Source organism: Streptomyces sp. NBC_00572 (assembly GCF_026341815.1).
In the GTDB taxonomy this organism is placed as follows: domain Bacteria; phylum Actinomycetota; class Actinomycetes; order Streptomycetales; family Streptomycetaceae; genus Streptomyces.
In genome coordinates this window covers 17,455-39,935 of sequence record NZ_JAPENX010000001.1, presented here as the reverse complement: position 1 = coordinate 39,935, position 22,481 = coordinate 17,455, and the positions used below count along the sequence as shown (strand labels likewise).

Sequence of the window (22,481 nt, the reverse complement as noted above, 5' to 3'; positions counted from 1 at the left end):
GAACCGTCCCGCCGTCGTCGGACGGCCTCAGCGCGCGGCCGTGAACCGAACCGGCGTCCCCGGCACCGCCTGCGCCACCGCGCCCAGATCGGCCTCCCGGACCACGCCGATCACCGGGTAGCCCCCGGTCGTCGGATGGTCGGCGAGGAACACCACGGGCCGCCCGTCCGGCGGTACCTGGACCGCGCCGAGGACCATGCCCTCGCTCGCCGGCTCGCCCGGCAGGGCCCGCTCAAGGGCCGGGCCTTCGAGGCGCAGCCCGATCCGGTTGCTCGCCGGGGACACCCGGTACGCGCGCGTGGCGAGGGTGCGGAGCGCGGCGGCGGTGAACCAGTCCTCGCGCGGCCCGAGCCGGACCCTCAGCACGAGTTCGTCCGGCGGGCCGGGCCACGGGGGAGCGTCGACCGAGCCCCGTACGCCCGTGACCGGGCCCAGCGGCAGGACCGCTTCGTCCGCCAGCGGCGCCGGACCCAGTCCGGACAGCAGGTCGGTGGAGCGGCTGCCGAGCACCGGCTCGACATCGATCCCGCCACCGACCGCCACGTACGCGCGCAGCCCGCGCACGGCCGCGCCGATCTCCAGGACGGACCCGGCCGGCACTCGGACAGCGGTTCCCCAGGCGGCCGGGCGCGCGTCCACCCGTACCGGACAGGGCGCGCCGCCCACGGCGACGGTTACCGCGCAACGGGGCCGCAGGGCACAGCCGTTGACGGTGGTCTCCAGGACGGCCGCCGTCTCCGGGTTGCCGACGAGCCGGTTGACGAGTCGGACGGCCGCCGGGTCGAGCGCGCCGGAGCGGGGCACGCCGAGATGCGCGTACCCGGTACGCCCCAGGTCCTGCACGGTGGTCAGCGCCCCGGCCCGGACCACGGCGACGGCCCGGTCGGTCATCGCCCGCCCTCCGCCCTGGAGCCGCCCGCGGTGGAATGTTCCGCCGTGAAGCGGACGCGGGTTCCGGGCGAAAGGAGTGCGGCGGGTTCACGGCCGGTGTCCCACAGCACCGTGTCCGTCGTGCCGATCAACTGCCAGCCACCGGGGGAGGAGCGCGGGTACACGCCCGTGTACGGCCCCGCCAGGGCGACCGAACCCGCCGGTACGGCGGTGCGCGGCGTCGCCCGCCGCGGCACCCCGTACCGCTCGTCGAGCCCCGTCAGATAGCCGAAGCCCGGCGCGAACCCGCAGAACGCGACCCGGAACTCGGCCGCCGTGTGGATCCGCACCGCCGCCTCGACCGACACTCCCCACAGCGCGGCGACCTCCGCGAGATCGGGCCCGTCGTAGCGGACCGGTATCTCGATCGCCTCGCCCACGCGCGCGGAGATCGGCACCGGCTCCCAGCCGGTCAGCTCGGCCGCGAGCCGGTCCGGGTCCGCCACCCCGTCGAGCAGCACCGTCCGCGCCGCCGGAACGATCTCCCGTATCGCGGGCAGGGCACCGGCCGCCCGGCGCCGCAGGAGCTCGGCGTGGAACGCCTCCGTCTCCTCGCTCCCGGCCAGCTCCACCAGAAGCGCCCGCTCGCCCACGCGCAACGCGCGCGGGGCGGTGGACCTCACGCGAAGGCCTCCACCCGTACCCCGGAGCCCTCAAGGTGCTTCCGGACCCGTCGGGCGAGGTCCACCGCGCCCGGGGTGTCGCCGTGCAGGCACAGCGACCGGGGCCGTACGGCGACGGAACTGCCGCAGTGCGCCGTGACCACCCCGAACCGGGCCATGGCCACCGACCGTTCCACCACCGCGTCCGGGTCGCTGACGACCGCACCCGCCTGTCCGCGGGGCAGCAGGGAGCCGTCCGCCCGGTAGGCCCGGTCGCCGAAGGCCTCGGGGACGACCGGAAGGCCGGCCTCCGTGGCCGCCTCGTGCAGCCGCGACCCCGGCAGCCCCAGGACCGGCAGCGTGCGGTCCGCGAGCAGGACGCCCTCGACGACCGCCGCCGCCTGCTCCTCGTCCCGGACCACCCGGTTGTAGAGCGCCCCGTGCGGCTTCACGTACGCCACGCGCGCGCCTGCCGCCCGCGCGAAGACCTCCAGGGCGCCGATCTGGTACGCCACCTCGGCGGCCAGCTCCGCCGCGGGCACGTCCATCGAGCGGCGCCCGAAGCCGGCCAGGTCGCGGTACGACACCTGGGCCCCGATCCGTACTCCGCGCGCGACGGCGAGCTCGCACACCCGCCGCATGGTCGCCGCGTCGCCGGCGTGGAAACCGCAGGCCACGTTGGCGCTGGTCACCACCGACAGGAGCTCCTCGTCGTCGGTGAGCGTCCAGCGGCCGAAGCCCTCGCCGAGATCGGCGTTGAGATCGATCAGGGCCTCGTCCGTGCTCGGGGCCGGGGGCGTGCGCATCTGTACCTCGCAGGAGGGAGGAAGGGGGTGCCGGGCCGGCACGGGGGACCGTACGATGCCGTCAACGTAGAGGATTGTTGAACGATCCGACAAGATGACGACGAGGAGTGCCGTGGCAGCGAGCGAAGCCGGGGACCTGACCGACGACCGTGCGCTGCTCGGGCGTACGAGCACGGCGGAGCGGGTCGCGGACATCCTGCGCACCCGCATCGCGGAGGGTTACTTCCCGCCCGGCACCCGGCTCTCCGAGGACGGCATCGGCGGCGCGCTCGGTGTGTCCCGCAACACCCTGCGCGAGGCCTTCCGGCTCCTCACCCACGAACGGCTCCTGGTCCACGAGCTCAACCGTGGCGTCTTCGTCCGGGTCCTGGCCGTCGACGACGTGGACGACATCTACCGCGCCCGGCGGCTCGTCGAATGCGCCGTCGTGCGCGACCTCGGACGGCCGCCGTACGCCCTGGACGACCTCGCCGCCGCCGTGGTGGAAGGCGAGACGGCCGCGCGGACAGGGGACTGGCAGGCCGTCTCCACGGCCAACATCCACTTCCACCGCGAGCTCGTCGGCCTCGCCGGCAGCGCCCGCACCGACGAGCTGATGCGGGGCGTCCTCGCGGAACTCCGACTCGCCTTCCACGTCGTCGGCGACCCCCGTGTGCTGCACGAGCCCTACCTGGCACGGAACCGGGAGATCCTCGACGCCCTGCGAGCCGGCGAGCGGACCACGGCCGAAGACCTCCTGGCCGGCTATCTCGACGACTCCCGCACCCGGGTCGCGACCGCCTACGCACGGGCCGTCGGGACCCCGCCGAGCCCGGCGGACTGACCTCCCCGATCTGCGCCGTTTCGACCGTTGTCAGTTCGAGGACCTAATCTGTCCACCGTGACTTCGCCTGCCTCGACGGACCTCGCTCCGCCCCAGCTCAGCGCGGGGCCGCGGCCCGCGCAGGGTCCGGCCGCCGACGAAGGGCTCGCGCGGCGCCTCCGCGCGCTCGCGTGCACGGCCCCGCTGCACGACCTGGACGCCCGCAAGGCGAACCTCGCCGGTGAGTACACGGTCTACGCGATGGCCGAGGTGGCCCTTTCCGCGATCGACCTCATCACACTGAACATGGACTTCGACACCGGCGCCGACCACGAGCAGATCGTGGCCCGGCTGCTGCCCCGCGTCGCCGCCCAGGCACCCAACCGCCCCGCCGCCGAGCACGAGCGCGTGGCCCGCTGGGTCCTGGAGAACCTGATCAACGTCGGCAGCGTCGACCGGGGCTTCCGCGCCGTCTACGGCACCTTCGGGACCGACGGCGTGTACGTCCGCAGGGACTACGACTTCAAGCTCATCGAGGAGGTCCCGGGGTACGGCGGCGGCGTCTACCTCCGGACCACCGACGAAGCGGTCAACGTCCTGGTCGGGGCCCTCGACACCGACGTCACCAGCGCCCAGATCGCCGCCGAGGTGAAGCTGGAGGTCCTCATCAACCGGGGCCGGCTCGCCGACGCCCAGCTCGCCGCCGAGCAGGCGCGCTACCGGACCGTGCAGTACGCCGAGACCCTCCGCAAGACCCTGGAGGCCACCCGGCGCAACGTGCGCGCGGTGGACTGGCTCAACACGGTGCCCGACATGATCGCCGAGGCGCTCGACCACGTCGCCGACCGCTACCGCCACGAGAACGCGATCCTCACCAACATCCGCAAGGCGCGCGACGAGGCCGAGGCCGCGTCCGACGCCAAGACGGCCGAGCACAAGCGCCGCGCCGCCGAGCTCGTCGACATAGTGAAGGACTGCATCCGGCGCCACACCCAGCTCCAGTCCCGTCTCCTGGACGCCGGGCCGCTCTTCCGCGCCGAGCAGGACCGGCAGGCCTTCGCCGCCCCCACCTCGTACACCGGGCTCGACCTGTACGGGCAGCTCGTGGCGCCGACCCTGCCGCTCCCCGTCGAGCAGGCCGCCAGAGTCACCGACGCGTTCTTCGCGCGCGGCACCGGTCTGCGCACCCCGGCCTCCGTACGCCTCGGCGATCTCGTCGACCTGCTCCTGACCCCGCCCGTCGAGCGCGAGCACCTCGGCGCGGAGATGCCCGAGCCCGACCTCATCGCCACCCCCGACGACTCCCGGTTCAGCGAGGAGCAGCTCGCGAACGCCATGCGCCTGCTCGACCTGGAGCACGACGCTCCGCGGCGGCTCTCCGGCCTGCTCGCCGAGGCCCGCGAGCTCGACGCCGACCTGCCGTACCTCGTCGCCCTGCTCGCCGTCCACGCGGCGAGCCCCCCGGTCGGCACGGCCTACCGCCAGGGCGAGGAGCGGCTCCTCTTCGCCGTCGACGACGGCACCCCGCTGGACGACCCCGAGTTCGGCGGCGCCGACCTCATCGTCGGTACGGCGCTGCTCGACGCGGCGGGCATGGCCGCCGGCCGCACGGAGGGCTCGTGACCCTCGTCCCTCCGCCGCCGCCGCCGACGGCGGCCGCCGTACCGCCCGCCCGCCCCGCCCATCCGTCCGAGGCAGCGCAGGACCTCTCGGACCCGGCGGGCATCGGCGTACGCGAAGACAGCGCGCGTGACTCGTCGGCACAGCCAGAACACGCGGAACGGCAACAGGAGCCCCGCCCCAAGCCACAGCCTGGCTGCGCGCCACAGCCCGCGCCCGCATCCGAGCCCGAGCCCGAGCCCGCATCCGAGCCCGAGCCCGCATCGGAGCCGGAGACCGCGCCGGTGCCCGAGGCCGTGACGGAAACCGCCACCCACCGCCCCGTCCCCACCCCCGGTCCCCGCGTGCGTCCCGTCCGCGTCGACCCGCCCGCCGGCGCGTCGACGCGCGGTGACACCGAGGACCGGCCCGCACAGGCGTCCGGCCCCCGGCCCAAGCCGCGGCTCGGCGTCGTGGCCGTGCCCGAGCCGACCCGTACGGCGTCCGCCCGGCGTCGGCGCGACGTCCCGTCCGTCCGCGCCGTGCGGCTCACGGACGAACCGGCCACGCGCGCGGACCGCACGGCGGACCGCCCCGCCGACGGGCCCGCCGCGCATCCCGCCGACCGGTCGACCGACCGCCCCGCCACCTCCCGGGCGGCCGTCACCCCGGTCCCGCTGCCGCTGCCCCCGCCCCGATCCGTCACCCCCGCCGTACCGACATCGACCGAGAGCCGTACCGAGGAGCCCCAGCCGTGAGCGAAACCCACGCCGAGTACGCCGACGCGTGGGGCGAGCAGGAGCCCCCGCAGCCCCAGGCCGCCTCCACGAGCGCCGCCGCCACGGCCGGCGCCGCCGCGCCCGCCGTCACCCCCGCCGACGCCTCCGACGCGGCCCGGCTCGTCGCCTTCGGGCTGCAGCCCAAGCTGCTCCCGGCCCGCGACGCCGAGTACGCGGAGCTGCTCCGCCGCTACCGCGAGGACCCCGCCTTCGCGCGCCTCGCCGACGCCGTCGCGACCGGACTCGGCCTGATCGTCCTGGAGGTCTCCCCGCGCGCGGGGATGGCCGTCACCGCCGGTGAGGACTCCGTCTTCGCCGTCCGGATGGGCGACTACGCGCGCCGCGCCTCCACGGACTCGGCCGACCGGTTCCTGCACGGCCTGGCACATCTCGCCGTCGCCGCCATGGCCTTCCCCCGTCCCGAGGACCTCGCGGACGACGCGTACATCGGCCGCCTCACCGTCAACGGCGTCGACGCCTTCGTACGCCAGGCGTGTCTGCGTCTGGAGCAGCGCGCCGAGGAACTGGGCGAGAACACCGACCCGGCGTCCGACGCCCCCGGCCTGGAGGCCGCCTGGCGGATCTACGCCCGCCGCAGCGCCACCGGCGCCACCAAGGACGCCCGCCGCCTCGCCGGATCCACCACCGGCATCGTCGGCAAGGCGGCCGCGTTCCTCACCGAATCCGGCTTCCTCCAGCGCACCGGCGACGAGGGCGGCGGCTCCTACCGCACGACCGCCCGCTACCAGCTCCAGGTCCGTGACATGGCCGGTTCGGCCGCCATGGCCGAGCTGCTCGAACTCGGCGTCGTCCCCGTCAGCGACGGCTCCGCGACCCTCCTTCCGCCGCCCGACGGCGACGACCTGGAGCTCGCGGCCGACGCGGGCCTGCCCTTCCACGCCTCACCGCACGCGTAACCGCCCGCGTAACCGATCTTCCCGAGCACGAGAGCACGAGAGTCCCTCGCCATGTACGAGCTGTCCCGGGTCCGCCTGTACTCCATCGGTCCCGCCGGTGCGCGCTATGCCGACACCGTCCTGGACCTGCGCGGGGTCGGCGCGCCCGTGCCCCACCCCGCCCCCACCCAGGCCGAGTTCTTCGAGGAGGAGCCGGTCGGCCCGCCGCGCCGTCCCGCCCCCGCGGGCGTGCTCTTCCTGGAGAACGGCGGCGGCAAGTCCGTCCTCCTCAAGCTGATCTTCTCGGTCATGCTCCCCGGCCACCGCAACACCCTGGGCGGCGCCAGCTCCGGCGTGCTGCGCAAGTTCCTCCTCGCCGACGACTGCGGACACGTCGCCCTGGAGTGGCAGCACACCCTCACCGGCGAACTCGTCGTCGTCGGCAAGGCCAGCGAGTGGCGGGGCCGGCAGGTCTCCTCCGACCCGCGGAAGTTCGCCGAGGCCTGGTACTCGTTCCGTCCCGGCCCCGGACTCAGCCTGGACAACCTCCCCGTCGCCGAGGCGACCTCCGTCCGCCCGCCCGTCGAGGGCGCCTCCGGCGCGACCGGCCGCCGCCGCACCATGAAGGGCTTCCGTGACGCGATCACGGAGGCGGGCAAGGCGTACCCGCACCTGGAGGTCTACTGGGAGGAGATCCACGACCGCTGGAACGAGCACCTCGGGGAGCTCGGCCTCGACCCCGAACTCTTCCGCTACCAGCGCGAGATGAACGCCGACGAGGGTGAGGCGGCCGGTCTCTTCGCTGTCAAGAAGGACTCCGACTTCACCGACCTGCTGCTGCGGGCCGTCACCGACACCCGGGACACCGACGGCCTCGCCGACCTCGTCGGCGGCTTCGGCAACAAGCTCGGCCGCCGCGCCGAACTGACCGCCGAGCGCGAGTTCACCGCCGGATCGGTGGACCTGCTCAACCGGATCGTGGAGGCCGCCGGGACCCGGTCCCACGCGCGCGAGATCCACACGGCGGCCGAGCGCCGCACCCGCACCCTGGCCCGGCGGCTCTCCGCCCGCGCCGCCGTGGAGCGCGCGCGTGGCGCCGAACTCGCCCAGCAGGTCACCTCCGCGGGACACGCCGTAGCCGAGGCCGAGACGGCACGCGGGCGCGCCGCCCTCATCGCCGCCGAACTCGCCTACCGGCACGCCTCCCTGGCCCTGACCGCCGCCGAGAAGGGCGCCGCGTCCCAGCGCCGCGAGCTCACCGACGCCCGCACCGTGCACTCCGCCTGGCAGGCGGCCGAGGTCGTCCTGCGCCAACGCGCCGCCGGCGACCGCTCCGCGCGCGTGGCCGCCGCCATCCGCGAGGCCGAGCGGGACGCCGCCCCGGCCCTCGCGGCCCGCGCCGAGGCCGCCGCCGACCTCGTACGCGCCCTCTCCGCCGCCGCCGAGGAGGGCGAGCGCCACGCGGCCGAGGAGGAGGAACGCTCCACCGGCCTCCAGGACATGGGCGAGACCGCCCACCGCGACGCCACGGCCGCCGCGACGGAAGCCCAGCGGGCCCGCAGCGAGGCCGGTCACCTGCGCCAGCGCCTCGCCGAGGTCGAGCAGGAGACCGCCGAAGCAGTACGCGCCGGCTGGCTCGACGACACCGCGCCCGACGCCGACCCCGCCCGTGCCGCGCTCGCCGCGAGCGACGCCGAGAAGACGACGGTCGCCGCCTGGGACACCGCCCGCGAGGCCGCCCGTACGGCGGCGGACCGCGCGCGTGAGGCGGCCGGGGCCGAATCCCGTGCCGAACTCGCCGCCGCCCGCGCCGCGGACGCGGCCGAGGCCGCCGGGAACGCCTACGACGCCGAGCGCCGGGCCGCCGAGTTCCTCGCCGGCGAGGAGCGCCTCGCCGAACTCCTGAGCCTCCCGGCCACCGGCTCTCCGCTGCCCGGCCAGCGCGCCGCCCACCCCGACGCCGACCCCGGGGAAGCCCCCGGGACGGACACCGACAGCGCGCCCCATGGCCCGCTCACCGTCACCGAGTTCGACCGGTACGCCGACGAACTGCGCGGCATGCTCGACCAGGCCGTCACCTCCGCCGAGCGCCAGCTCTTCGAACTGCGCACCGCCGCGGCCGACGACTCCCGCATCCTCGGCGCCCTCGGCGACGGCGGCCTGCTGCCGCCGGGACCCGACGTCCTCGCCACCGTCGAGTACCTCGGCGAGCACGGCATCCCCGCCCTCCCCGGCTGGCGCTACCTCGCCCAGGCCGTCGACCCCGCCGACCACGCGCGCGTACTCGCCGCCCGCCCCGAGCTGGTCGACGGCGTCGTGATCACCGACCCCGTCTCGTACGGACGCGCCCGCGAGGTCCTCGGCACCGCCGCCCTGCTGCCCCGCTCCGCCGTGGCCGTCGGTACGGCCGCCGCCCTGCTCGCCCCCGTACCCGCGCAGGACACGGCGGACGACAGCAGCGTCCACAGCGTCTTCCTCGTCCCGCCGAACCCGGCCATGCACGACGAGCACGCGGCCGACGAGGAGCGCCACGCCCTGCGCGCCCGCGCCGCCGCCCGCGACGAGGACATCCGCACCCTCGCCGCCCGCCTCGCCGGCGACCGCTCCCTCGCGGCCCGGATCGGCTCCTGGCGCGCAGACTGCCCGCCCGGGATGCTCGCCGAGCTGGCGGCCGTCGCCACGACCGCCCGCGAGACCGCGGAAGCCGCCACCGCGACCCTCGACGAGGCCCGCACCGCGCGCGTGGAGGCCGACGAGGCCGCCGCCGAAGCCGCCCAGGTACGCGACGAGCGCCAGGAGGCCGCCCAGCGCGCCCGCCGGGTCGCCGACGCCCTCGCGGGCCTCGCGTTCCGGCTGCGCGAGCGGTCCGCCTGGCAGGCCAAGCTCCGCGAACTCGCCGACGACGCCGCCGAGGCCGAGGCCCGCGCCCAGACCTGTCTGGAACGCGCCCGTGCCGCCGACGAGGACCGTCGCGCGGCCCAGCGCTCCGCCGACGACGCCCACCGCACCGCCCGCGCCCTGCGGGCCGAGCGCGCCGAGATCGCCGGCGCCCCCGACAGCCTCCCCGAGGTGGACGAGACCGCGCCACGCGCCGCGCTCCCCACCCTGCGCGAGGCGTACCGGGCCGCTTCCCAGCTGTACGAGAAGGTCGGCGTCGGCGCCGACCTGCGTGCCGAGCAGGCCCGCGCCGAGAGCGACGAGTCCGCCGCCCTCGCCGAGCTGGACCGTCTCACCAACAAGGTCCGCACCCGCGCCGAGCAGCTCCTGGAGTCCACCGACGGCGCCGACGGCCCGTCCCGGCAGGCGGCGGCGGCCCGCGCCGAGTCCCTCGTGCAGATGTTGGAGACCCGGGCGTCGGAGGCCAGCGAGAAGCTCGGCCGCCTGCGCGGCGAGGCCGAGCGGCTCGCCCCCGAGGACGGCGAGGCGCACACCGAGCTGCCCGAGGAGGTCGTGCCCGCCGACGCCGAGCGGGCCCAGGCCCTGCTCCGCACCGCCACCGCCGAACTGGCCTCCCGCAGCGCCGCCCTGGAGGCGGCGCGCGCCGCCCACACCGGACTCCTCCGCGACCACCGGACCGCCGAGGACGCGGCGGGCGGCTTCGACGAGACCGCGGCCCTGCTGCGGGACCTGCTCCGCGACCACACGGACGAGGAGCGGGAGGAGTCCGAGTCGTACCCCGGCAGCCTGGAGGAGGCCCGTACGACGGCCACCGAGGCACGTCGCGCGCTGCGCGGCTGCACGGCCGAGCTGTCCTCGGCCGACGCCTCCGTGCGCGAGGCGAGCGACATCCTCGTTCGGCACGCCAACTCCACCCGATACGAGCAGGTCCGCACCCCGGCACGCCAGCAGATCCGCGAACTGCCCGCGTCCGCGCTGCCCGAGCACGCCGCCAAGTGGGCCGAGGCCTTCGCGCCCCGGCTGCGGGTCCTCACCGACGAACTGGAGCAGCTGGAGCGCAACCGCGACTCGATCGTGGACCGGCTGCGCGGCCTCGTGGAGTCCTCGCTGGCCACCCTCCGCTCCGCGCAGCGGCTCTCCCGGCTCCCCGAGGGCCTCGGCGAGTGGTCGGGGCAGGAGTTCCTGCGGATCCGCTTCGAGGAGCCCGATCAGGCCACCCTCGCGGAGCGGCTCGGCGAGGTCGTCGACGAGGCGACCCGCGCCGCGGTCAAGAAGAACTCCGACATGCGCCGCGACGGCATGTCCCTGCTGCTCCGGGGAGTCCAGGCGGCGCTCGAACCCAAGGGCGTCTCCGTCGAGATCCTCAAGCCGGACGCGGTGCTCCGCGCCGAGCGGGTGCCCGTCGGGCAGATGGGCGACGTCTTCTCCGGCGGCCAGCTGCTCACCGCGGCCATCGCCCTGTACTGCACGATGGCGGCGCTCCGCTCCAACGACCGGGGCCGCGACAAGCACCGCCACGCGGGCACCTTGTTCCTGGACAACCCGATCGGCCGCGCCAACGCCACGTACCTCCTGGAGCTCCAGCGGGCCGTGTCGGACGCGCTGGGCGTCCAGCTCCTGTACACGACGGGCCTGTTCGACACGACCGCGCTCGCCGAGTTCCCGCTGGTGATCCGGCTCCGCAACGACGCCGACCTGCGGGCCGGCCTCAAGTACATCAGCGTGGAGGAGCACCTGCGCCCGGGTCTGCCGCAGACCGGCGGGGAGGGTGAGGCGATCCACGGCGAGATCACGGCGACGAGGATGTTCCGCCGCCATGCGTCCGACGACCCGACCCGGGCGGCGTCTCTCTAGCGCAACGGTGAGCGGCCCGGCCCCCTCGACAGGGGGCCGGGCCGCTCATTGGTTCTCCTGGGCCTGTCCGACGCGAATCGCCGGACAGGCCCGGGAGCCTGTCCGGCGGATCAGGGTCGGACAGGCCCCAGCTGCCTCAGGCCGCCTCGGACAGCGAGGCCGTCTCCGCCGGCCCCTCTTCGCGGCCGGCCCGTATCGGCGGACGCGCCGTGCTGCTCGGCTGTGACACCACACCGTTGCGCTGGCGCCACACCTGACGGGTGATCCAGATGTCGAGGACACTCCAGGTGGCCACGACGGTGGAGACCACCGCGCTGACGGTCACCGGGAACGCCAGCCACGAGCCCGTCAGGGAACTGAAGAACGCCACGACTCCCTGGATGAGCGTCACCGATGTGATCATCACGGCCCGCACGGCGGAATTGCGCACCGGATCGGGCATCCGCCGTCGGGCCCGCTCGTCATCCACCCACAACTGCCGGGCCGACCGCGCCTCGTGTTCCATTGTCCTGTCACTCCCCACCACCGAACGACTTCAGGAGTGGCTGCCCGTCTTGAGCGCCTATACGCGGACAGAACCCTCCCCGTACTTATTGACGCACGAGGGAGGGAAAAGGTTTCGCCCGTCCCGGGATGAACGTGATCGACGCAGGACCGGAACGAACAATTCCAGCCATCTCCGCAGGCCGGAGAAATGGCGCGTCATCAGGTGTCCTACGCCACATTGACCAATCCCAACTCCCCGAATACTGGGACATCTCATGATCAACACTCACTCGACAGGCTGAAAATAGCCCGGACATGCCTTCGAGATGGCCGCGATGCAGTAGTAGGCTCACGCCGCCGTTTGTTGAAACTCAAGGTTGACGCCGCGTGTTGACGCCGGACGTCACGAACGTGAAGGACCTCCGTGGCCGCGGAGGCCGAGCTGGGGGAGGCCATGCGCTTTCGCGGGAAGTCCATCCGCCGGAAGATCGTGGCGTTGCTGCTCGTACCGCTCGTCTCCCTGACCGGCCTGTGGGGCTTCGCCACGGTCCTCACCGGACGCGAGGCGGACCAACTCCTCGACGTCGGCTACATCGTCGACAAGGTCGGCTACCCCTTGGAGGACACCGCAAGGGTCATCCAGCTCGAACGCCGCCAGTCGCTCATCTACCTCGCGGACCCCCGGGGCTCCGACACCCTGGGCTCGCTGAACGAGACCCGCCGGGCCACCGACCGCCAGATCGCCCGCATCCGCGCGAACGCCGCCGACCCCGGCGTACGCGAGGAGATGCGGCCCGTCACCGCCCAGCGGCTCACCTCCCTCCTCGAAGCGCTCGACGGCCTCGCCTCGCTGCGCCGCTCCGTGGAGAAACGCGACATCGGCCGGATGCAGGCCCTCGACTTCTACAACCGGCTCGTCGACCCCTGCTACAGCTTCCTCATCACCCTCCACGCCCTCGAGAACGTGGAGATGGACAAGCAGGGCCGCGCCCTCGTCGGCGTCACCCGCGCGCGTGAGCTGCTCTCCCGCGAGGACGCCCTCGTCCTCTCCGCGCTCGTCGCGGACCGCGTCACCACCGAGGAGATCCGCGAGATATCCAACCTCGTGGCCAACCGGAAGCAGTTCTACGAGGTCAACCTCGAACTCCTGCCTGCCGCCGAACGCGAGAAGTTCGAGAAGTACTGGCGAAGCCCCGACAGCCAGCCGCTGCGCACCGCCGAGAACGCGATCATCGAAGAGGGCCCCACCGACAGCCCGCGCGCCGTCACGCCCGTCTACTGGCAGGAGAACGCCAGCCCGGTCCTCGACGACCTGGCCCGCGAGAACACCGCGGCCGGCGACCGCTACCAGGACCGGGTCCAGCCCGCCGCGTACAGCGTCCTCCTCAAGGTCGGCGTCGCCGGAGTCCTCGGCTTCCTCGCCCTGCTCGCCTCGATCATCATCTCCGTCCGCATCGGCCGCGAACTCGTCCGCGACCTGCGCCGCCTCCAGAAGGAGTCCCAGGAGGTCTCCGGCGTCCGGCTGCCCAGCGTGATGCGGAGGCTCGCCGCGGGCGAACAGGTCGACGTGGGCACCGAAGTGCCTCACCTCGCGTACGGGCAGGACGAGGTCGGCCAGGTCGGCCAGGCCCTCAACACCCTCCAGCGGGCCGCCGTCGAGGCCGCCGTCAAGCAGTCCGAACTGCGCCGCGGCGTCTCCGAGGTGTTCGTCAACCTCGCCCGCCGCAACCAGGTCCTGCTCCACCGCCAGCTCACCCTCCTCGACACCATGGAACGGCGCACCGAGGACACCGACGAGCTGGCCGACCTCTTCCGGCTCGACCACCTCACCACCCGTATGCGGCGGCACGCCGAGGGCCTCGTCATCCTCTCCGGCGCCGCGCCGTCCCGGCAGTGGCGCAAGCCCGTCCAGCTCATGGACGTGGTCCGTGCCGCCGTCGCCGAGGTCGAGGACTACGAGCGCATCGAGGTACGCAGGCTTCCGCGCCTCGGCGTGGGCGGCCCCGCCGTCGCGGACCTCACCCACCTCATCGCCGAACTCCTTGAGAACGCCACGGTGTTCTCACCCCCGCACACCGCCGTCCAGGTACTCGGCGAGCGGGTCGCCAACGGCTTCACCCTGGAGATCCACGACCGCGGCCTCGGCATGAACCCCGACGCCCTGCTCGACGCCAACCTCCGGCTCGCCGAGACCCCCGAGTTCGAGCTCTCGGACACCGACCGGCTCGGACTCTTCGTGGTCAGCCGGCTCGCCCAGCGCCAGAACGTCCGCGTCTCGCTGCAGACCTCCCCGTACGGGGGCACCACGGCGGTCGTCTTCATCCCGGCCGCGCTGCTCACCGACGCGCCCGAGACCCAGGGCGCCGGCTTCCGTCTGGACCGCAAGACCCTGGAGCGCACCGGCCCGGCCGACGGCGCGACGGCCGACGACGGAGTCCTGCCCAGCCGCCGCCCGGCGCTCGCCAGAGTCCCCGACGTGACCGAAGGACCCGGCACGCTCGACGGTCCCGTGGAACTCGAAGGGCCGATCGGAAGCGAGGAGTTCGACGGGCTCCTCGACCGCTCGGCCGACCTCCTCGACACCGAGAGCGAGCGCGGCGGCCTCTTCCTGCCCCGGGGACGGCGCCGCGCCGGACTCGCGTCGGCCGGAGACCAGCACCAGCAGGCCGCGGACCGGCCGAACGGCCCGGGCGAGGAGGAGAAGCCCGTCGACGGGGCAGTCCTCGGCCCCGTACCGTTGCCGCGCCGCCGCACCCCGACGCTCGTCGTCGACCACGGCCGCCGCCTCGACGAGCCGGACCGCGGTCGCGGCACCGACGTGCCGGGCCGCGGGCGCCACTTCGCGGACCGCCCGCACCCGCTCCCGGACCGCGCCGACTCGGGTCCGGACCGGGCCCACGCCCTCCCCGACCTCGACCAGCCGCTCACCGGCCGGGCGCACCCCGCCCCCGGCCGGATGACCGACGGCCCCGGCCCGGCGACCGGCGGTCCCGGGCGGCCGACCGACGGCCTGGGCATCCCGGGCCACCACGCCTACGGAGCCGGGCAGGACGATCTGCCGGTGCCTCCGCGTGGAGCCGGTCGACAGGACGATCTGCCGGTGCCCCCGCGCGGAACCGGCATCCAGCACGGCCTGCCCATCCCCCCGCGCGGAACCGGCCCCACCCTCGTCCCCGTCCCGCCGGAGGGTCCCGTGCCGCCGGAGAGCGCCGAGCCGTTCGGCGGGCTGCCCCGCCGCGTCCGCCAGGCCAGCCTCGCGCCGCAGCTGCGCGTGACCGACGGCCCGGCCGAGCGCGGTACGGGCGGGCGTGCCGAAGCCCGTACGAGCGGCGGCACCACGCCCGCGGACCCCGAGTCCTTCGAGCGCGACGCCGAGGAGGTACGCGCGCGCATGGCCGCCATGCAGCGCGGCTGGCAGCGCGGGCGGCGGCACAACGCCGACCCGGACGACCCGACAGCACCTGGAACGACACCCGAGGGGGACGGTCGATGACCGCACCGAACGCCGCAGCATCCAGCACCACTTCCGGTCACGGGCACGGAAACGGCGAGCTGAACTGGCTCCTCGACGAGCTCGTGCAGCGCGTCGCGTCCATCCGGAAGGCCCTGGTGCTCTCCAGCGACGGCCTCCCGACCGGTGCGTCCCAGGACCTGACCCGGGAGGACGGCGAGCACCTGGCCGCCGTTGCCTCCGGCTTCCACAGCCTCGCCAAGGGCGTCGGCCGCCACTTCGAGGCGGGCAAGGTCCGCCAGACGGTCGTCGAGCTGGAGGACGCCTTCCTCTTCGTCACCGCCGCCGGTGACGGCAGCTGCCTGGCGGTGCTCGCCGACGCGGACTCCGACGTCGGCCAGGTCGCGTACGAGATGACGCTGATGGTGAAGCGGGTCGGGGCCCACCTCGCGACGGCCCCCCGGACCGGTCTGCCCGCGGGAGGGTGAGTGGGACGGCATGAGTGACGCAACCGAGCGGAACCAGCTGAACCAGTCGAGCCCGCCGAGCAGGTTCGGCCGACCGGACGTGCCGAACCCGTCGGACCAGGGCCCGACCCCGGGCCACCACCACTGGTTCGACGACGAGGCCGGCCCGGTGGTCCGTCCGTACGCGATGACCCGCGGCCGGACGAGCGCCGCCACCCGTCACCGGCTCGACCTGATCGCGGTGGTCGTGCCCGAGCCCGCCGCCGACGACCCCGGCCGGGACCAGACGCTCTCCCCCGAGCACGTGGAGATCGTCGAACGCTGCTCCGAGCAGCCCCAGTCGATCGCCGAGCTCGCCGCAGGACTCGACCTCCCCGTCGGGGTGGTCCGGGTGCTTGTCGGCGACCTCGTCGAGGACGAACTCGTCCATGTGACCCGCCCCGTTCCGCCGGCCGAGCTGCCGGACGTGAGCATTCTCCGCGAGGTGATCAATGGCCTTCGGGCGCTCTAGCCGCAAGAAGCCGTACGTCGAGCCGGTGACCCTCAAGATCCTCGTCGCGGGCGGGTTCGGGGTCGGCAAGACGACGCTGGTGAGCGCGGTCAGCGAGATCCGGCCCCTGCGGACCGAGGAGATCCTCAGCGAGGCGGGGCGGCCCGTCGACGACCTGCACGGCGTCGAGGCCAAGACGACCACCACGGTCGCCATGGACTTCGGCCGGATCACCCTGCGCGAGGACCTCGTCCTGTACCTGTTCGGCACACCCGGACAGGACCGATTCTGGTTCCTCTGGGACGAGCTGGCGCAGGGCGCGCTCGGCGCGGTCGTCCTGGCGGACACCCGCCGCCTTGAGGACAGCTTCGCGGCCATCGACTACTTCGAGCGGCGTGGCATCCCGTTCACGGTGGCCGTCAACTGCTTCGAGGGCGCCCGGCGGTTCCCCGCCGAGAGCGTGCGCGGGGCGCTCGACCTGGACCCGGAGGTCGAGCTCCTGATGTGCGACGCCCGGGACCGCGAGTCCGTGAAGAACGTCCTCGTCGCCGTCGTCGAGCACGCTCTCGTGCTCGCGGACCGGAGCCACGCGGCCGCGACGACCTGACAGGAGCGGGCCCGGGACGGCGGCGGGCCGTGAGGGCGGGACCGGCCCCCTCGTCGTGGGCAACCGTACGGGCGGCAGCCCGTACGGTCCTCAGCGCACCGCCACCACCGCCGACCCGTGCCCGAACAGGCCCTGGTTCGCGGTGATGCCGGCCCGCGCCCCCGGCACCTGCCGGTCGCCGGCCGTACCCCGCAGCTGCCAGGTCAGCTCGCAGACCTGGGCGATCGCCTGGGCGGGCACCGCCTCCCCGAAGGAGGCCAGTCCGCCGCTGGTGTTGACGGGCAGACGTCCGCCGAGCGCGGTCACCCCCTCGCGCAGAAGCTTGGCGCCCTCGCCGGCCGCGCACAGCCCGATGTCCTCGTACCACTCCAGCTCCAGGGCGGTGGAGAGGTCGTACACCTCCGCGAGGGAGAGGTCCTCGGGCCCGATCCCCGCCTCCTCGTAGGCGGCGCGCGCGATGGAGGCGCGGAAGGAGTGCGGGGCCGGGGCGACGGCCACCGCCGAGTCGGTCGCGATGTCCGGGAGGTCGAGCACCGCCTTGGGGTACGTGGGGGAGACCGTCGACACGGCCCGGACCCGCACCGGGTCGGGGTGTCCGTGGCGGCGTGCGAACTCCATGCTGGACAGCACCAGCGCGGCGCCCCCGTCCGAGGTCGCGCAGATGTCGAGGAGACGCAGCGGATCGGCGACGACGGCCGAGGCCGCGACCTGCTCGGCGCTCACGCGCGCGCGGTAGCGGGCGAGCGGATTGAGCGCACCGGCCGTCGCGTTCTTCACCTTCACCTGGGCGAAGTCCTCGGGCGTGTCCCCGTACAGGGCCATCCTGCGGCGGGCGTAGAGCGCGAAGTACGCGGGGTTGGTGGCCCCGAGCACCCGGAACCGCAGCCAGTCCGGATCGTCGGGCCGCTCGCCGCCGGCCGGCGCGAAGAACCCCTTGGGGGTCGAGTCCGCGCCCACGACCAGGACCACGTCCGCGAGTCCGGCGAGGATCTGGGCCCGAGCGGTCCCGATCGCCTGGGCGCCCGAGGCACAGGCCGCGTACACGCTGGTGACCCGCGCGCCCTGCCACCCGAGGGCCTGCGCGAACGTCGCCCCCGCCACGTACCCCGGGTATCCGCACCGCATGGTGTCGGCGCCGACGACGGAGCCGACGTCCGTCCACTCCAGGCCCGCGTCGGCGAGCGCGGCCCGGGCGGCGGCCGTCCCGTAACTGATGAAACTCCGCCCCCACTTGCCCCACGGGTGCATCCCGGCCCCGAGTACGGCGATGTCGTTCACGACCGCTCCTCCCGTGCAGGCTCGACGGGCTGTTCCTGCTCTGTCCCGGACCCGATGGGCCGCCAGTTCCAGGTGGTCCAGATGTGCTCCTCGTCCTGGTTGAGGACCCCGGGCACCACCTCGACCTCCGTCCCGATCGCCAGATCGGCCGTGGTCACCCCCGGAGCGGCCTGCCCGAGGACCACCATCGCCTCGGCCGCCAGCTCGACGGCGACGAGGGTGTACGGCTCCCAGGGCGCGTCCGGATCGGAGACGTACGGGGCGGGCGGACGGTAGCGCCCGTCGGTGTACGACCAGACATGGCCGCGCGGGGAGAGCGGGAACTCGGCGAGCTCCCCGCCGCCGGGACAGGCCGGGTTGCGGCACCCGTCGTCCGCGCGCGGGAAGAAGACCGACGCGCAGGCGGTGCAGCGGGTGCCGAGCAGCCGGAACTCCGCCTCCGGCACGGTGTCGTCGGTGAACCACCCGGCCACCACAGGTCTGCGCGTCCGTGCCATCAAGGCCTCCCGTACCACCGATCACGACGATCACCACTGATCTGACGAACCGTCAGAAGTGTGGCACGGGAGCCCCGCAGGCGAAAGACGTCAGTGACCGGCCACCGACCTCCGCGCCACCGGGAAGTCGAAGAACGTGCTCGGGAACGGCTCCGGCTTGAAGGTGAAGTGCCACCACTCCTCCGGCAGGTTCACGAAGCCCTGCTCGACGAGCGCCCCCTTGAGCAACTGCCGATTGGCCCGCTGCGCGCCCTGGACCCGGGGATCGTCGGTGTGCGAGAGCGTGTCGAAGCAGTCGTACCCGGTCCCCATGTCCACGGAGTTGTCGGGGAACCGCTCCGCCCGAGGGCCGTAGCACTCCGTCAGCCTCTCGCCCGGCACGTACGCGCGCGTGCGTACCGCCGGCAGTCGCACGATCGTCAGGTCCACGGTCGACCCCCGGCTGTGCCCGGACTTCTCCGCGATGTAACCGTCGGCGAACAGCCTCGACTTGTCGACGAGCGGATAGAACTCCTCCTTCATCCGCTCGTCCGCCAGGTCCTTCGCCCAGCGCACGAAGTGGTCGACGGCCCGCTGCGGCCGGTAGCAGTCGTACACCTTCAACGTGTAACCCCGAGCCAGCAGCCCGACCTGCGCCCGGTGCAGTGCCTCGGCCGCCGGCCGGGTCAGGATGCACAGCGGCTGCCGGTAGCCGTCCACCGGCTCGCCCACGAAGTTGTGCGCCGTCGTGTAGCGCATCTCCTGAAGGATCGTCCGGTCCACGGAAGCGAGGGCCACGAACTCCCGTGGCGCCTTCGGCTCCGGCGCGGCGGACGCCGGGGGAGCGGGGGCGGCGACGGCGCCCGTGACGGCGAGCAGTCCGGCCGCGGCCGTGACGGCGAGAGTACGGAGAGCGGAAGCAAGTCCTGTCATGCGCACCGTCTATCAGTTCCGGCAGCGCCGGGAAAGGGTGATCGCATACGGTCGGCCCGTGAAGGACACCCACGGCACCTCCCACGCGACCGCGCACGGCACCTCCCACACCGCCGCGCGCACCAGCGCCTCCCACTGCACCGCCTGCGGCGCCGCCCACTCGGCCGACGCCGGCTGGCCCCGCACCTGCGCGGCCTGCGGCCACACCGCCTACCGCAACCCGCTGCCCGTCGCCGTCGCCCTGCTCCCCGTCACGGACGGAGCGGGCACCGGCCTCGTCGTCATCACCCGCACCATCGAGCCCGCGCGGGGCGGGGTCGCCCTGCCCGGAGGCTTCATCGACCACGGCGAGGACTGGCGGGCAGCCGTTGCCCGCGAGCTGCGCGAGGAGACCGGGATCGTGGCCTCCGCCGAGGAGGTGGGCCTCGCCGACGCGTTGAGCTCCCCGGCCGGCCACCTCCTCCTCTTCGGCCTCCTCCCGGCCCGCCCGGCCGCCGCTCTCCCGCCCTCGGTCCCGACGAACGAGACGAGCGGCCACCACGTGCTCCACGCGCCCGCGGAGCTGGCCTTCCCGCTCCACACGGAGGCGGTACGGAAGTGGTTCGCGGGGGCGTACGGCTGAGGGGGCGAAGGGCCGGACGAGCCCCGCCCCCTCGGCACGAGGTCACACCCCCCGTACCCGCACCGGCAGCCCGGCCTCCTCCACCCCGTCGTCCGTCACCCGCTCCACGAGCACCCGCCCGTCCACGAGCCGTGACTGGTACCGCTCGATCTCGGCCGACTCCCAGCCGTCCCCCGTGTCCCGTACGACGAGCCCGCCGCCCGTCCGCCCGGCGGCGGGCGCCCACACCTCCAGGGCCAGACCGCCGTCCTCGCCCCGCACCGGGAGCACCGCCCCCGCCCGCGCCAGGACCGGCACCCGGGAGAGCGGGGCGTCGAGCAACACCTGCCCGGGACCCTCGTACGCCTGCCCCGTCGCCGTGTCGTACCACCGTCCGCGCGGCAGCCGCACCGCCCTCCGGTCGGCGCCCCGGGTCAGGACCGGCGCCACCACCAGCGCGTCGCCGAGCAGGAACGCGTCCTCGCAGTCGCGCAGCACCCGGTCCTCGGGCGCCCCCCACCACAGCGGGCGCACATACGGCGCGCCCGTCATCCGGGCGAGCCGGGCCAGCGTCGTGAAGTACGGCCGCAGCCGCTCCCGTTCGGCCAGGGCCACGCGCGCGTGCTCCAGGACCTCGGGGCCGAACTCCCACGGTTCGCGCCGCCCCGCGCCGATCGCCGCGTGCGTGCGGAACAGCGGCAGCCATGCCCCCAGCTGGTACCAGCGCAGGAACAGCTCCGGCGTCGGGCTGCCGTCGAAACCGCCGACGTCGGGGCCCGAGTACGGCACCCCGCACAGGCCGAGCCCCAGGACCAGCGAGAGCGAGGCCCGCAGCCCCGGCCACCCCGTCGACACGTCGCCCGACCAGGTGCCCCCGTACCGCTGCATGCCGGCCCAACCGGAACGCGAGAAGAGGAAGGGCCGCTCGTCGGGCCGCAGCCGCCGCAGCCCCTCGTACCCGGCGCGGGCCATCGTGAGCCCGTACACGTTGTGCGCCTCGCGATGGTCGCCGCCCCGGCCGTCCAGGGCGTGCCGCGACGAACGCGGCAGCGTCGTGTCACCGAAGGGGGCGAAGGACACCGGCTCGTTCATGTCGTGCCAGACCCCGGCGAAGCCCTGCCGGAGCCGCTCCTCGTACAGCTCGCCCCACCACTCCCGTACCGCCGGATCGGTGAAGTCCGGGTAGGCGCACTCGCCCGGCCACACCTCCCCGTGGACCTCGTTGCCCCGCGCGTCCCGGACGAAGGCCCCGGCCGCCCGCCCGCTGTCGTACACCGCGTTCCCCGGCTCGGCCTTCACCGCCGGGTCCACGATCGACACGAGCCGCACGCCCTGCTCCCGCAGCTCCTTCGCGAGCCCCGGCAGATCGGGGAACCGCTCCCGGTCGACGGTGAACACCCGGTGGCCGTCGTAGTGGTCGATGTCGAGGTGGACGGCGGACAGCGGCAGCCCCCGCTCCCGATATCCGGCCACGACGCGCCGCACCTCGCGCTCGCTGCCGAACCCCCAGCGCGCGTGCTGCGCTCCGAGCGCCCAGTCCGGCGGCAGCGCCGGAGCACCCGTGAGGGCCGCCCAGCCGTGGAGCACGCGCGCGGGGGTGCCGACCACCACCCAGCAGCGCAGCGGCCCGCCGCCCATGCGGACCTCGCTGGTCCCCGGCCGGTCGTGCCCGGACCCCGCGCCCTCCTCGCCCTCGGCCAGGGTGACCCGGCCGTCCCAGGAGTTGTCGTGGAAGGCCAGGTGGGTCCCGGCGTCCGAGACGACGAACTGCACGGGCATGGTGAGGTAGAGCGGATCGTCCCCGGGGCCGAAGCTCCCCTTGGGATCGGTGTTCCACAGCCGGTACGAGCCGTCCCGCAGCCGTGGCCCCGCAGACCGCCCACCGAGCCCGAAGAACCGCGCGTCCGCCGGCACCTCACTGCGCTGCACCCAGCGCGCCCCGCCCGCCCCCTCCTCGGCGACCGGCTCCCACCAGCGCGGCGGCAGGTCCCGGCGCAGCATCACCCCGCCCGGGGTACGGATCTCCACCGCCCCGTGCCGGGAGATCGCCACCGTCACCCGCTCCGACACGATCCGCCAGCCGCCGTCCGTGTCCGGTTCGAGGGCGGCCCGGGGATCCGGATCGGGCGCCTCGCCGGCCAGGGCGTACGAGGGAAGGGGCTCGGCCCCGTCCCACCCCCAGAACACGGTGCCGCCCGACGACACACAGATCCGCAACGAGGACCGCGCGAACCGGACGGTCCCCCCACCGGGCGCGGCCTCCGCCCCCGTCGCGAGCCCCGGTACCCGGGCCCGCTCGGCACCCCTCGGCGGCAGCCCCCACGCGTCCGTACGGCGCTGCCGCCACGCCGCCCGTACCGTCCGCAACCCCTGCACCGAGCCGAACACCTTCATCGAACGCACCAGTTCACGACCGTCCATGCGGCTCACCCTGCCACCCACCAGGGGCGGAACAAGGTCCGTTCAACTGTCGTTCACCCGTGGTGGGAGCACATATTCAACTCCCCGACCATGGGCGGGCAGCCC

18 protein-coding genes are annotated in these 22,481 nt (G+C 74.5%); 10 read left to right on the top strand and 8 right to left on the bottom strand.

Annotated features, from left to right (window positions below; translation table 11 throughout):
- Nucleotides 1–27: 27 nt before the first annotated feature.
- Genes OG514_RS00150 through OG514_RS00140 form a run of 3 tightly spaced genes read right to left on the bottom strand, consistent with a single transcriptional unit; the run spans nucleotide 28 to nucleotide 2,338 of the window.
- Nucleotides 28–891, bottom strand: a complete 864-nt coding sequence (locus OG514_RS00150; protein ID WP_266889453.1) for a biotin-dependent carboxyltransferase family protein — start codon at nucleotides 889–891, stop codon at nucleotides 28–30.
- Entirely contained in the window at nucleotides 888–1,553 is a 666-nt protein-coding gene (pxpB, locus tag OG514_RS00145; RefSeq protein WP_266889450.1) for a 5-oxoprolinase subunit PxpB, read from the bottom strand. The genes OG514_RS00150 and pxpB overlap by 4 nt, the downstream gene beginning before the upstream one ends.
- Nucleotides 1,550–2,338 carry a LamB/YcsF family protein gene (locus OG514_RS00140; protein WP_266889447.1) on the bottom strand — a complete coding sequence of 263 codons (789 nt, stop codon included), beginning with the start codon at nucleotides 2,336–2,338 and terminating at the stop codon, nucleotides 1,550–1,552. Before OG514_RS00140 ends, pxpB begins: the two co-directional genes overlap by 4 nt.
- 112 nt (nucleotides 2,339–2,450) lie before the next feature.
- On the opposite strand from OG514_RS00140, the gene OG514_RS00135 reads away from it, so the two are divergent.
- From OG514_RS00135 to OG514_RS00115, 5 genes are read left to right on the top strand one after another with little or no spacing between them, the layout of a single operon-like run.
- Nucleotides 2,451–3,161 carry a GntR family transcriptional regulator gene (locus tag OG514_RS00135; protein ID WP_266889444.1) on the top strand — a complete coding sequence of 237 codons (711 nt, stop codon included), beginning with the start codon at nucleotides 2,451–2,453 and terminating at the stop codon, nucleotides 3,159–3,161.
- Between the two features lie 57 nt (nucleotides 3,162–3,218).
- Nucleotides 3,219–4,763: a hypothetical protein gene (locus OG514_RS00130; RefSeq protein WP_266889441.1), complete on the top strand. Its 1,545-nt coding sequence runs from the start codon at nucleotides 3,219–3,221 to the stop codon at nucleotides 4,761–4,763.
- Nucleotides 4,760–5,497 carry a hypothetical protein gene (locus OG514_RS00125; protein WP_266889439.1) on the top strand — a complete coding sequence of 246 codons (738 nt, stop codon included), beginning with the start codon at nucleotides 4,760–4,762 and terminating at the stop codon, nucleotides 5,495–5,497. The genes OG514_RS00130 and OG514_RS00125 overlap by 4 nt, the downstream gene beginning before the upstream one ends.
- Complete coding sequence (locus OG514_RS00120; protein ID WP_266889436.1) at nucleotides 5,494–6,435, top strand: hypothetical protein; 942 nt, start codon at nucleotides 5,494–5,496, stop codon at nucleotides 6,433–6,435. Before OG514_RS00125 ends, OG514_RS00120 begins: the two co-directional genes overlap by 4 nt.
- Nucleotides 6,436–6,486: 51 nt before the next feature.
- The gene (locus OG514_RS00115) at nucleotides 6,487–11,166 is read left to right on the top strand and encodes a hypothetical protein (protein ID WP_266889434.1); all 4,680 of its coding nucleotides are present in this window, start codon (nucleotides 6,487–6,489) and stop codon (nucleotides 11,164–11,166) included.
- Between the two features lie 136 nt (nucleotides 11,167–11,302).
- On the opposite strand, the gene OG514_RS00110 is transcribed toward OG514_RS00115, so the two are convergent.
- Nucleotides 11,303–11,557 carry a hypothetical protein gene (locus OG514_RS00110; protein WP_266889432.1) on the bottom strand — a complete coding sequence of 85 codons (255 nt, stop codon included), beginning with the start codon at nucleotides 11,555–11,557 and terminating at the stop codon, nucleotides 11,303–11,305.
- A gap of 549 nt (nucleotides 11,558–12,106) precedes the next feature.
- On the opposite strand from OG514_RS00110, the gene OG514_RS00105 reads away from it, so the two are divergent.
- The 4 genes from OG514_RS00105 to OG514_RS00090 are packed head-to-tail and all read left to right on the top strand — an operon-like array spanning nucleotide 12,107 to nucleotide 16,667.
- A complete protein-coding gene (locus tag OG514_RS00105) occupies nucleotides 12,107–15,145 on the top strand; it encodes a nitrate- and nitrite sensing domain-containing protein (RefSeq protein ID WP_266900704.1) in 3,039 nt (1,012 codons plus the stop codon).
- On the top strand, nucleotides 15,142–15,591 hold the full coding sequence (locus OG514_RS00100) for a roadblock/LC7 domain-containing protein (protein WP_266889430.1): 450 nt from the start codon (nucleotides 15,142–15,144) through the stop codon (nucleotides 15,589–15,591). Before OG514_RS00105 ends, OG514_RS00100 begins: the two co-directional genes overlap by 4 nt.
- Before the next feature lie 10 nt (nucleotides 15,592–15,601).
- Nucleotides 15,602–16,081, top strand: coding sequence for a DUF742 domain-containing protein (locus tag OG514_RS00095; protein ID WP_266889428.1), 480 nt, complete (start codon nucleotides 15,602–15,604; stop codon nucleotides 16,079–16,081).
- On the top strand, nucleotides 16,062–16,667 hold the full coding sequence (locus OG514_RS00090) for an ATP/GTP-binding protein (protein ID WP_266889426.1): 606 nt from the start codon (nucleotides 16,062–16,064) through the stop codon (nucleotides 16,665–16,667). The genes OG514_RS00095 and OG514_RS00090 overlap by 20 nt, the downstream gene beginning before the upstream one ends.
- Before the next feature lie 90 nt (nucleotides 16,668–16,757).
- On the opposite strand, the gene OG514_RS00085 is transcribed toward OG514_RS00090, so the two are convergent.
- The 3 genes from OG514_RS00085 to OG514_RS00075 form a co-directional block, all read right to left on the bottom strand.
- Nucleotides 16,758–17,915 (bottom strand): lipid-transfer protein, encoded by a 1,158-nt coding sequence (locus OG514_RS00085; protein WP_266900703.1) that lies wholly within the window; start codon nucleotides 17,913–17,915, stop codon nucleotides 16,758–16,760.
- A gap of 26 nt (nucleotides 17,916–17,941) precedes the next feature.
- Nucleotides 17,942–18,442, bottom strand: a complete 501-nt coding sequence (locus OG514_RS00080; protein WP_266889424.1) for a Zn-ribbon domain-containing OB-fold protein — start codon at nucleotides 18,440–18,442, stop codon at nucleotides 17,942–17,944.
- A gap of 90 nt (nucleotides 18,443–18,532) precedes the next feature.
- On the bottom strand, nucleotides 18,533–19,354 hold the full coding sequence (locus OG514_RS00075; RefSeq protein WP_266889422.1) for a M15 family metallopeptidase: 822 nt from the start codon (nucleotides 19,352–19,354) through the stop codon (nucleotides 18,533–18,535).
- On the opposite strand from OG514_RS00075, the gene OG514_RS00070 reads away from it, so the two are divergent.
- The gene (locus OG514_RS00070) at nucleotides 19,353–19,976 is read left to right on the top strand and encodes an NUDIX domain-containing protein (protein ID WP_266889420.1); all 624 of its coding nucleotides are present in this window, start codon (nucleotides 19,353–19,355) and stop codon (nucleotides 19,974–19,976) included. The two genes, OG514_RS00075 and OG514_RS00070, sit on opposite strands and share 2 nt — an antisense overlap.
- Before the next feature lie 42 nt (nucleotides 19,977–20,018).
- Here the strand turns inward: OG514_RS00070 and OG514_RS00065 are convergent, their stop codons facing one another.
- Nucleotides 20,019–22,376 carry a TIM-barrel domain-containing protein gene (locus OG514_RS00065; RefSeq protein WP_266889418.1) on the bottom strand — a complete coding sequence of 786 codons (2,358 nt, stop codon included), beginning with the start codon at nucleotides 22,374–22,376 and terminating at the stop codon, nucleotides 20,019–20,021.
- Between the last annotated feature and the right edge of the window lie 105 nt (nucleotides 22,377–22,481).

Excerpts from the sequence above, each read along its gene's own strand:
- OG514_RS00065 (WP_266889418.1), bottom strand. The coding sequence starts at position 22,376 with ATGGACGGTCGTGAACTGGTGCGTTCGATGAAGGTGTTCGGCTCGGTG.
- OG514_RS00090 (WP_266889426.1), top strand. The coding sequence starts at position 16,062 with ATGGCCTTCGGGCGCTCTAGCCGCAAGAAGCCGTACGTCGAGCCGGTG.
- OG514_RS00100 (WP_266889430.1), top strand. The coding sequence starts at position 15,142 with ATGACCGCACCGAACGCCGCAGCATCCAGCACCACTTCCGGTCACGGG.
- OG514_RS00115 (WP_266889434.1), top strand. The coding sequence starts at position 6,487 with ATGTACGAGCTGTCCCGGGTCCGCCTGTACTCCATCGGTCCCGCCGGT.
- OG514_RS00075 (WP_266889422.1), bottom strand. The coding sequence starts at position 19,354 with ATGACAGGACTTGCTTCCGCTCTCCGTACTCTCGCCGTCACGGCCGCG.
- OG514_RS00070 (WP_266889420.1), top strand. The coding sequence starts at position 19,353 with ATGCGCACCGTCTATCAGTTCCGGCAGCGCCGGGAAAGGGTGATCGCA.
- OG514_RS00150 (WP_266889453.1), bottom strand. The coding sequence starts at position 891 with ATGACCGACCGGGCCGTCGCCGTGGTCCGGGCCGGGGCGCTGACCACC.
- OG514_RS00105 (WP_266900704.1), top strand. The coding sequence starts at position 12,107 with ATGCGCTTTCGCGGGAAGTCCATCCGCCGGAAGATCGTGGCGTTGCTG.
- OG514_RS00085 (WP_266900703.1), bottom strand. The coding sequence starts at position 17,915 with ATGCACCCGTGGGGCAAGTGGGGGCGGAGTTTCATCAGTTACGGGACG.
- OG514_RS00095 (WP_266889428.1), top strand. The coding sequence starts at position 15,602 with ATGAGTGACGCAACCGAGCGGAACCAGCTGAACCAGTCGAGCCCGCCG.
- OG514_RS00080 (WP_266889424.1), bottom strand. The coding sequence starts at position 18,442 with ATGGCACGGACGCGCAGACCTGTGGTGGCCGGGTGGTTCACCGACGAC.
- OG514_RS00140 (WP_266889447.1), bottom strand. The coding sequence starts at position 2,338 with ATGCGCACGCCCCCGGCCCCGAGCACGGACGAGGCCCTGATCGATCTC.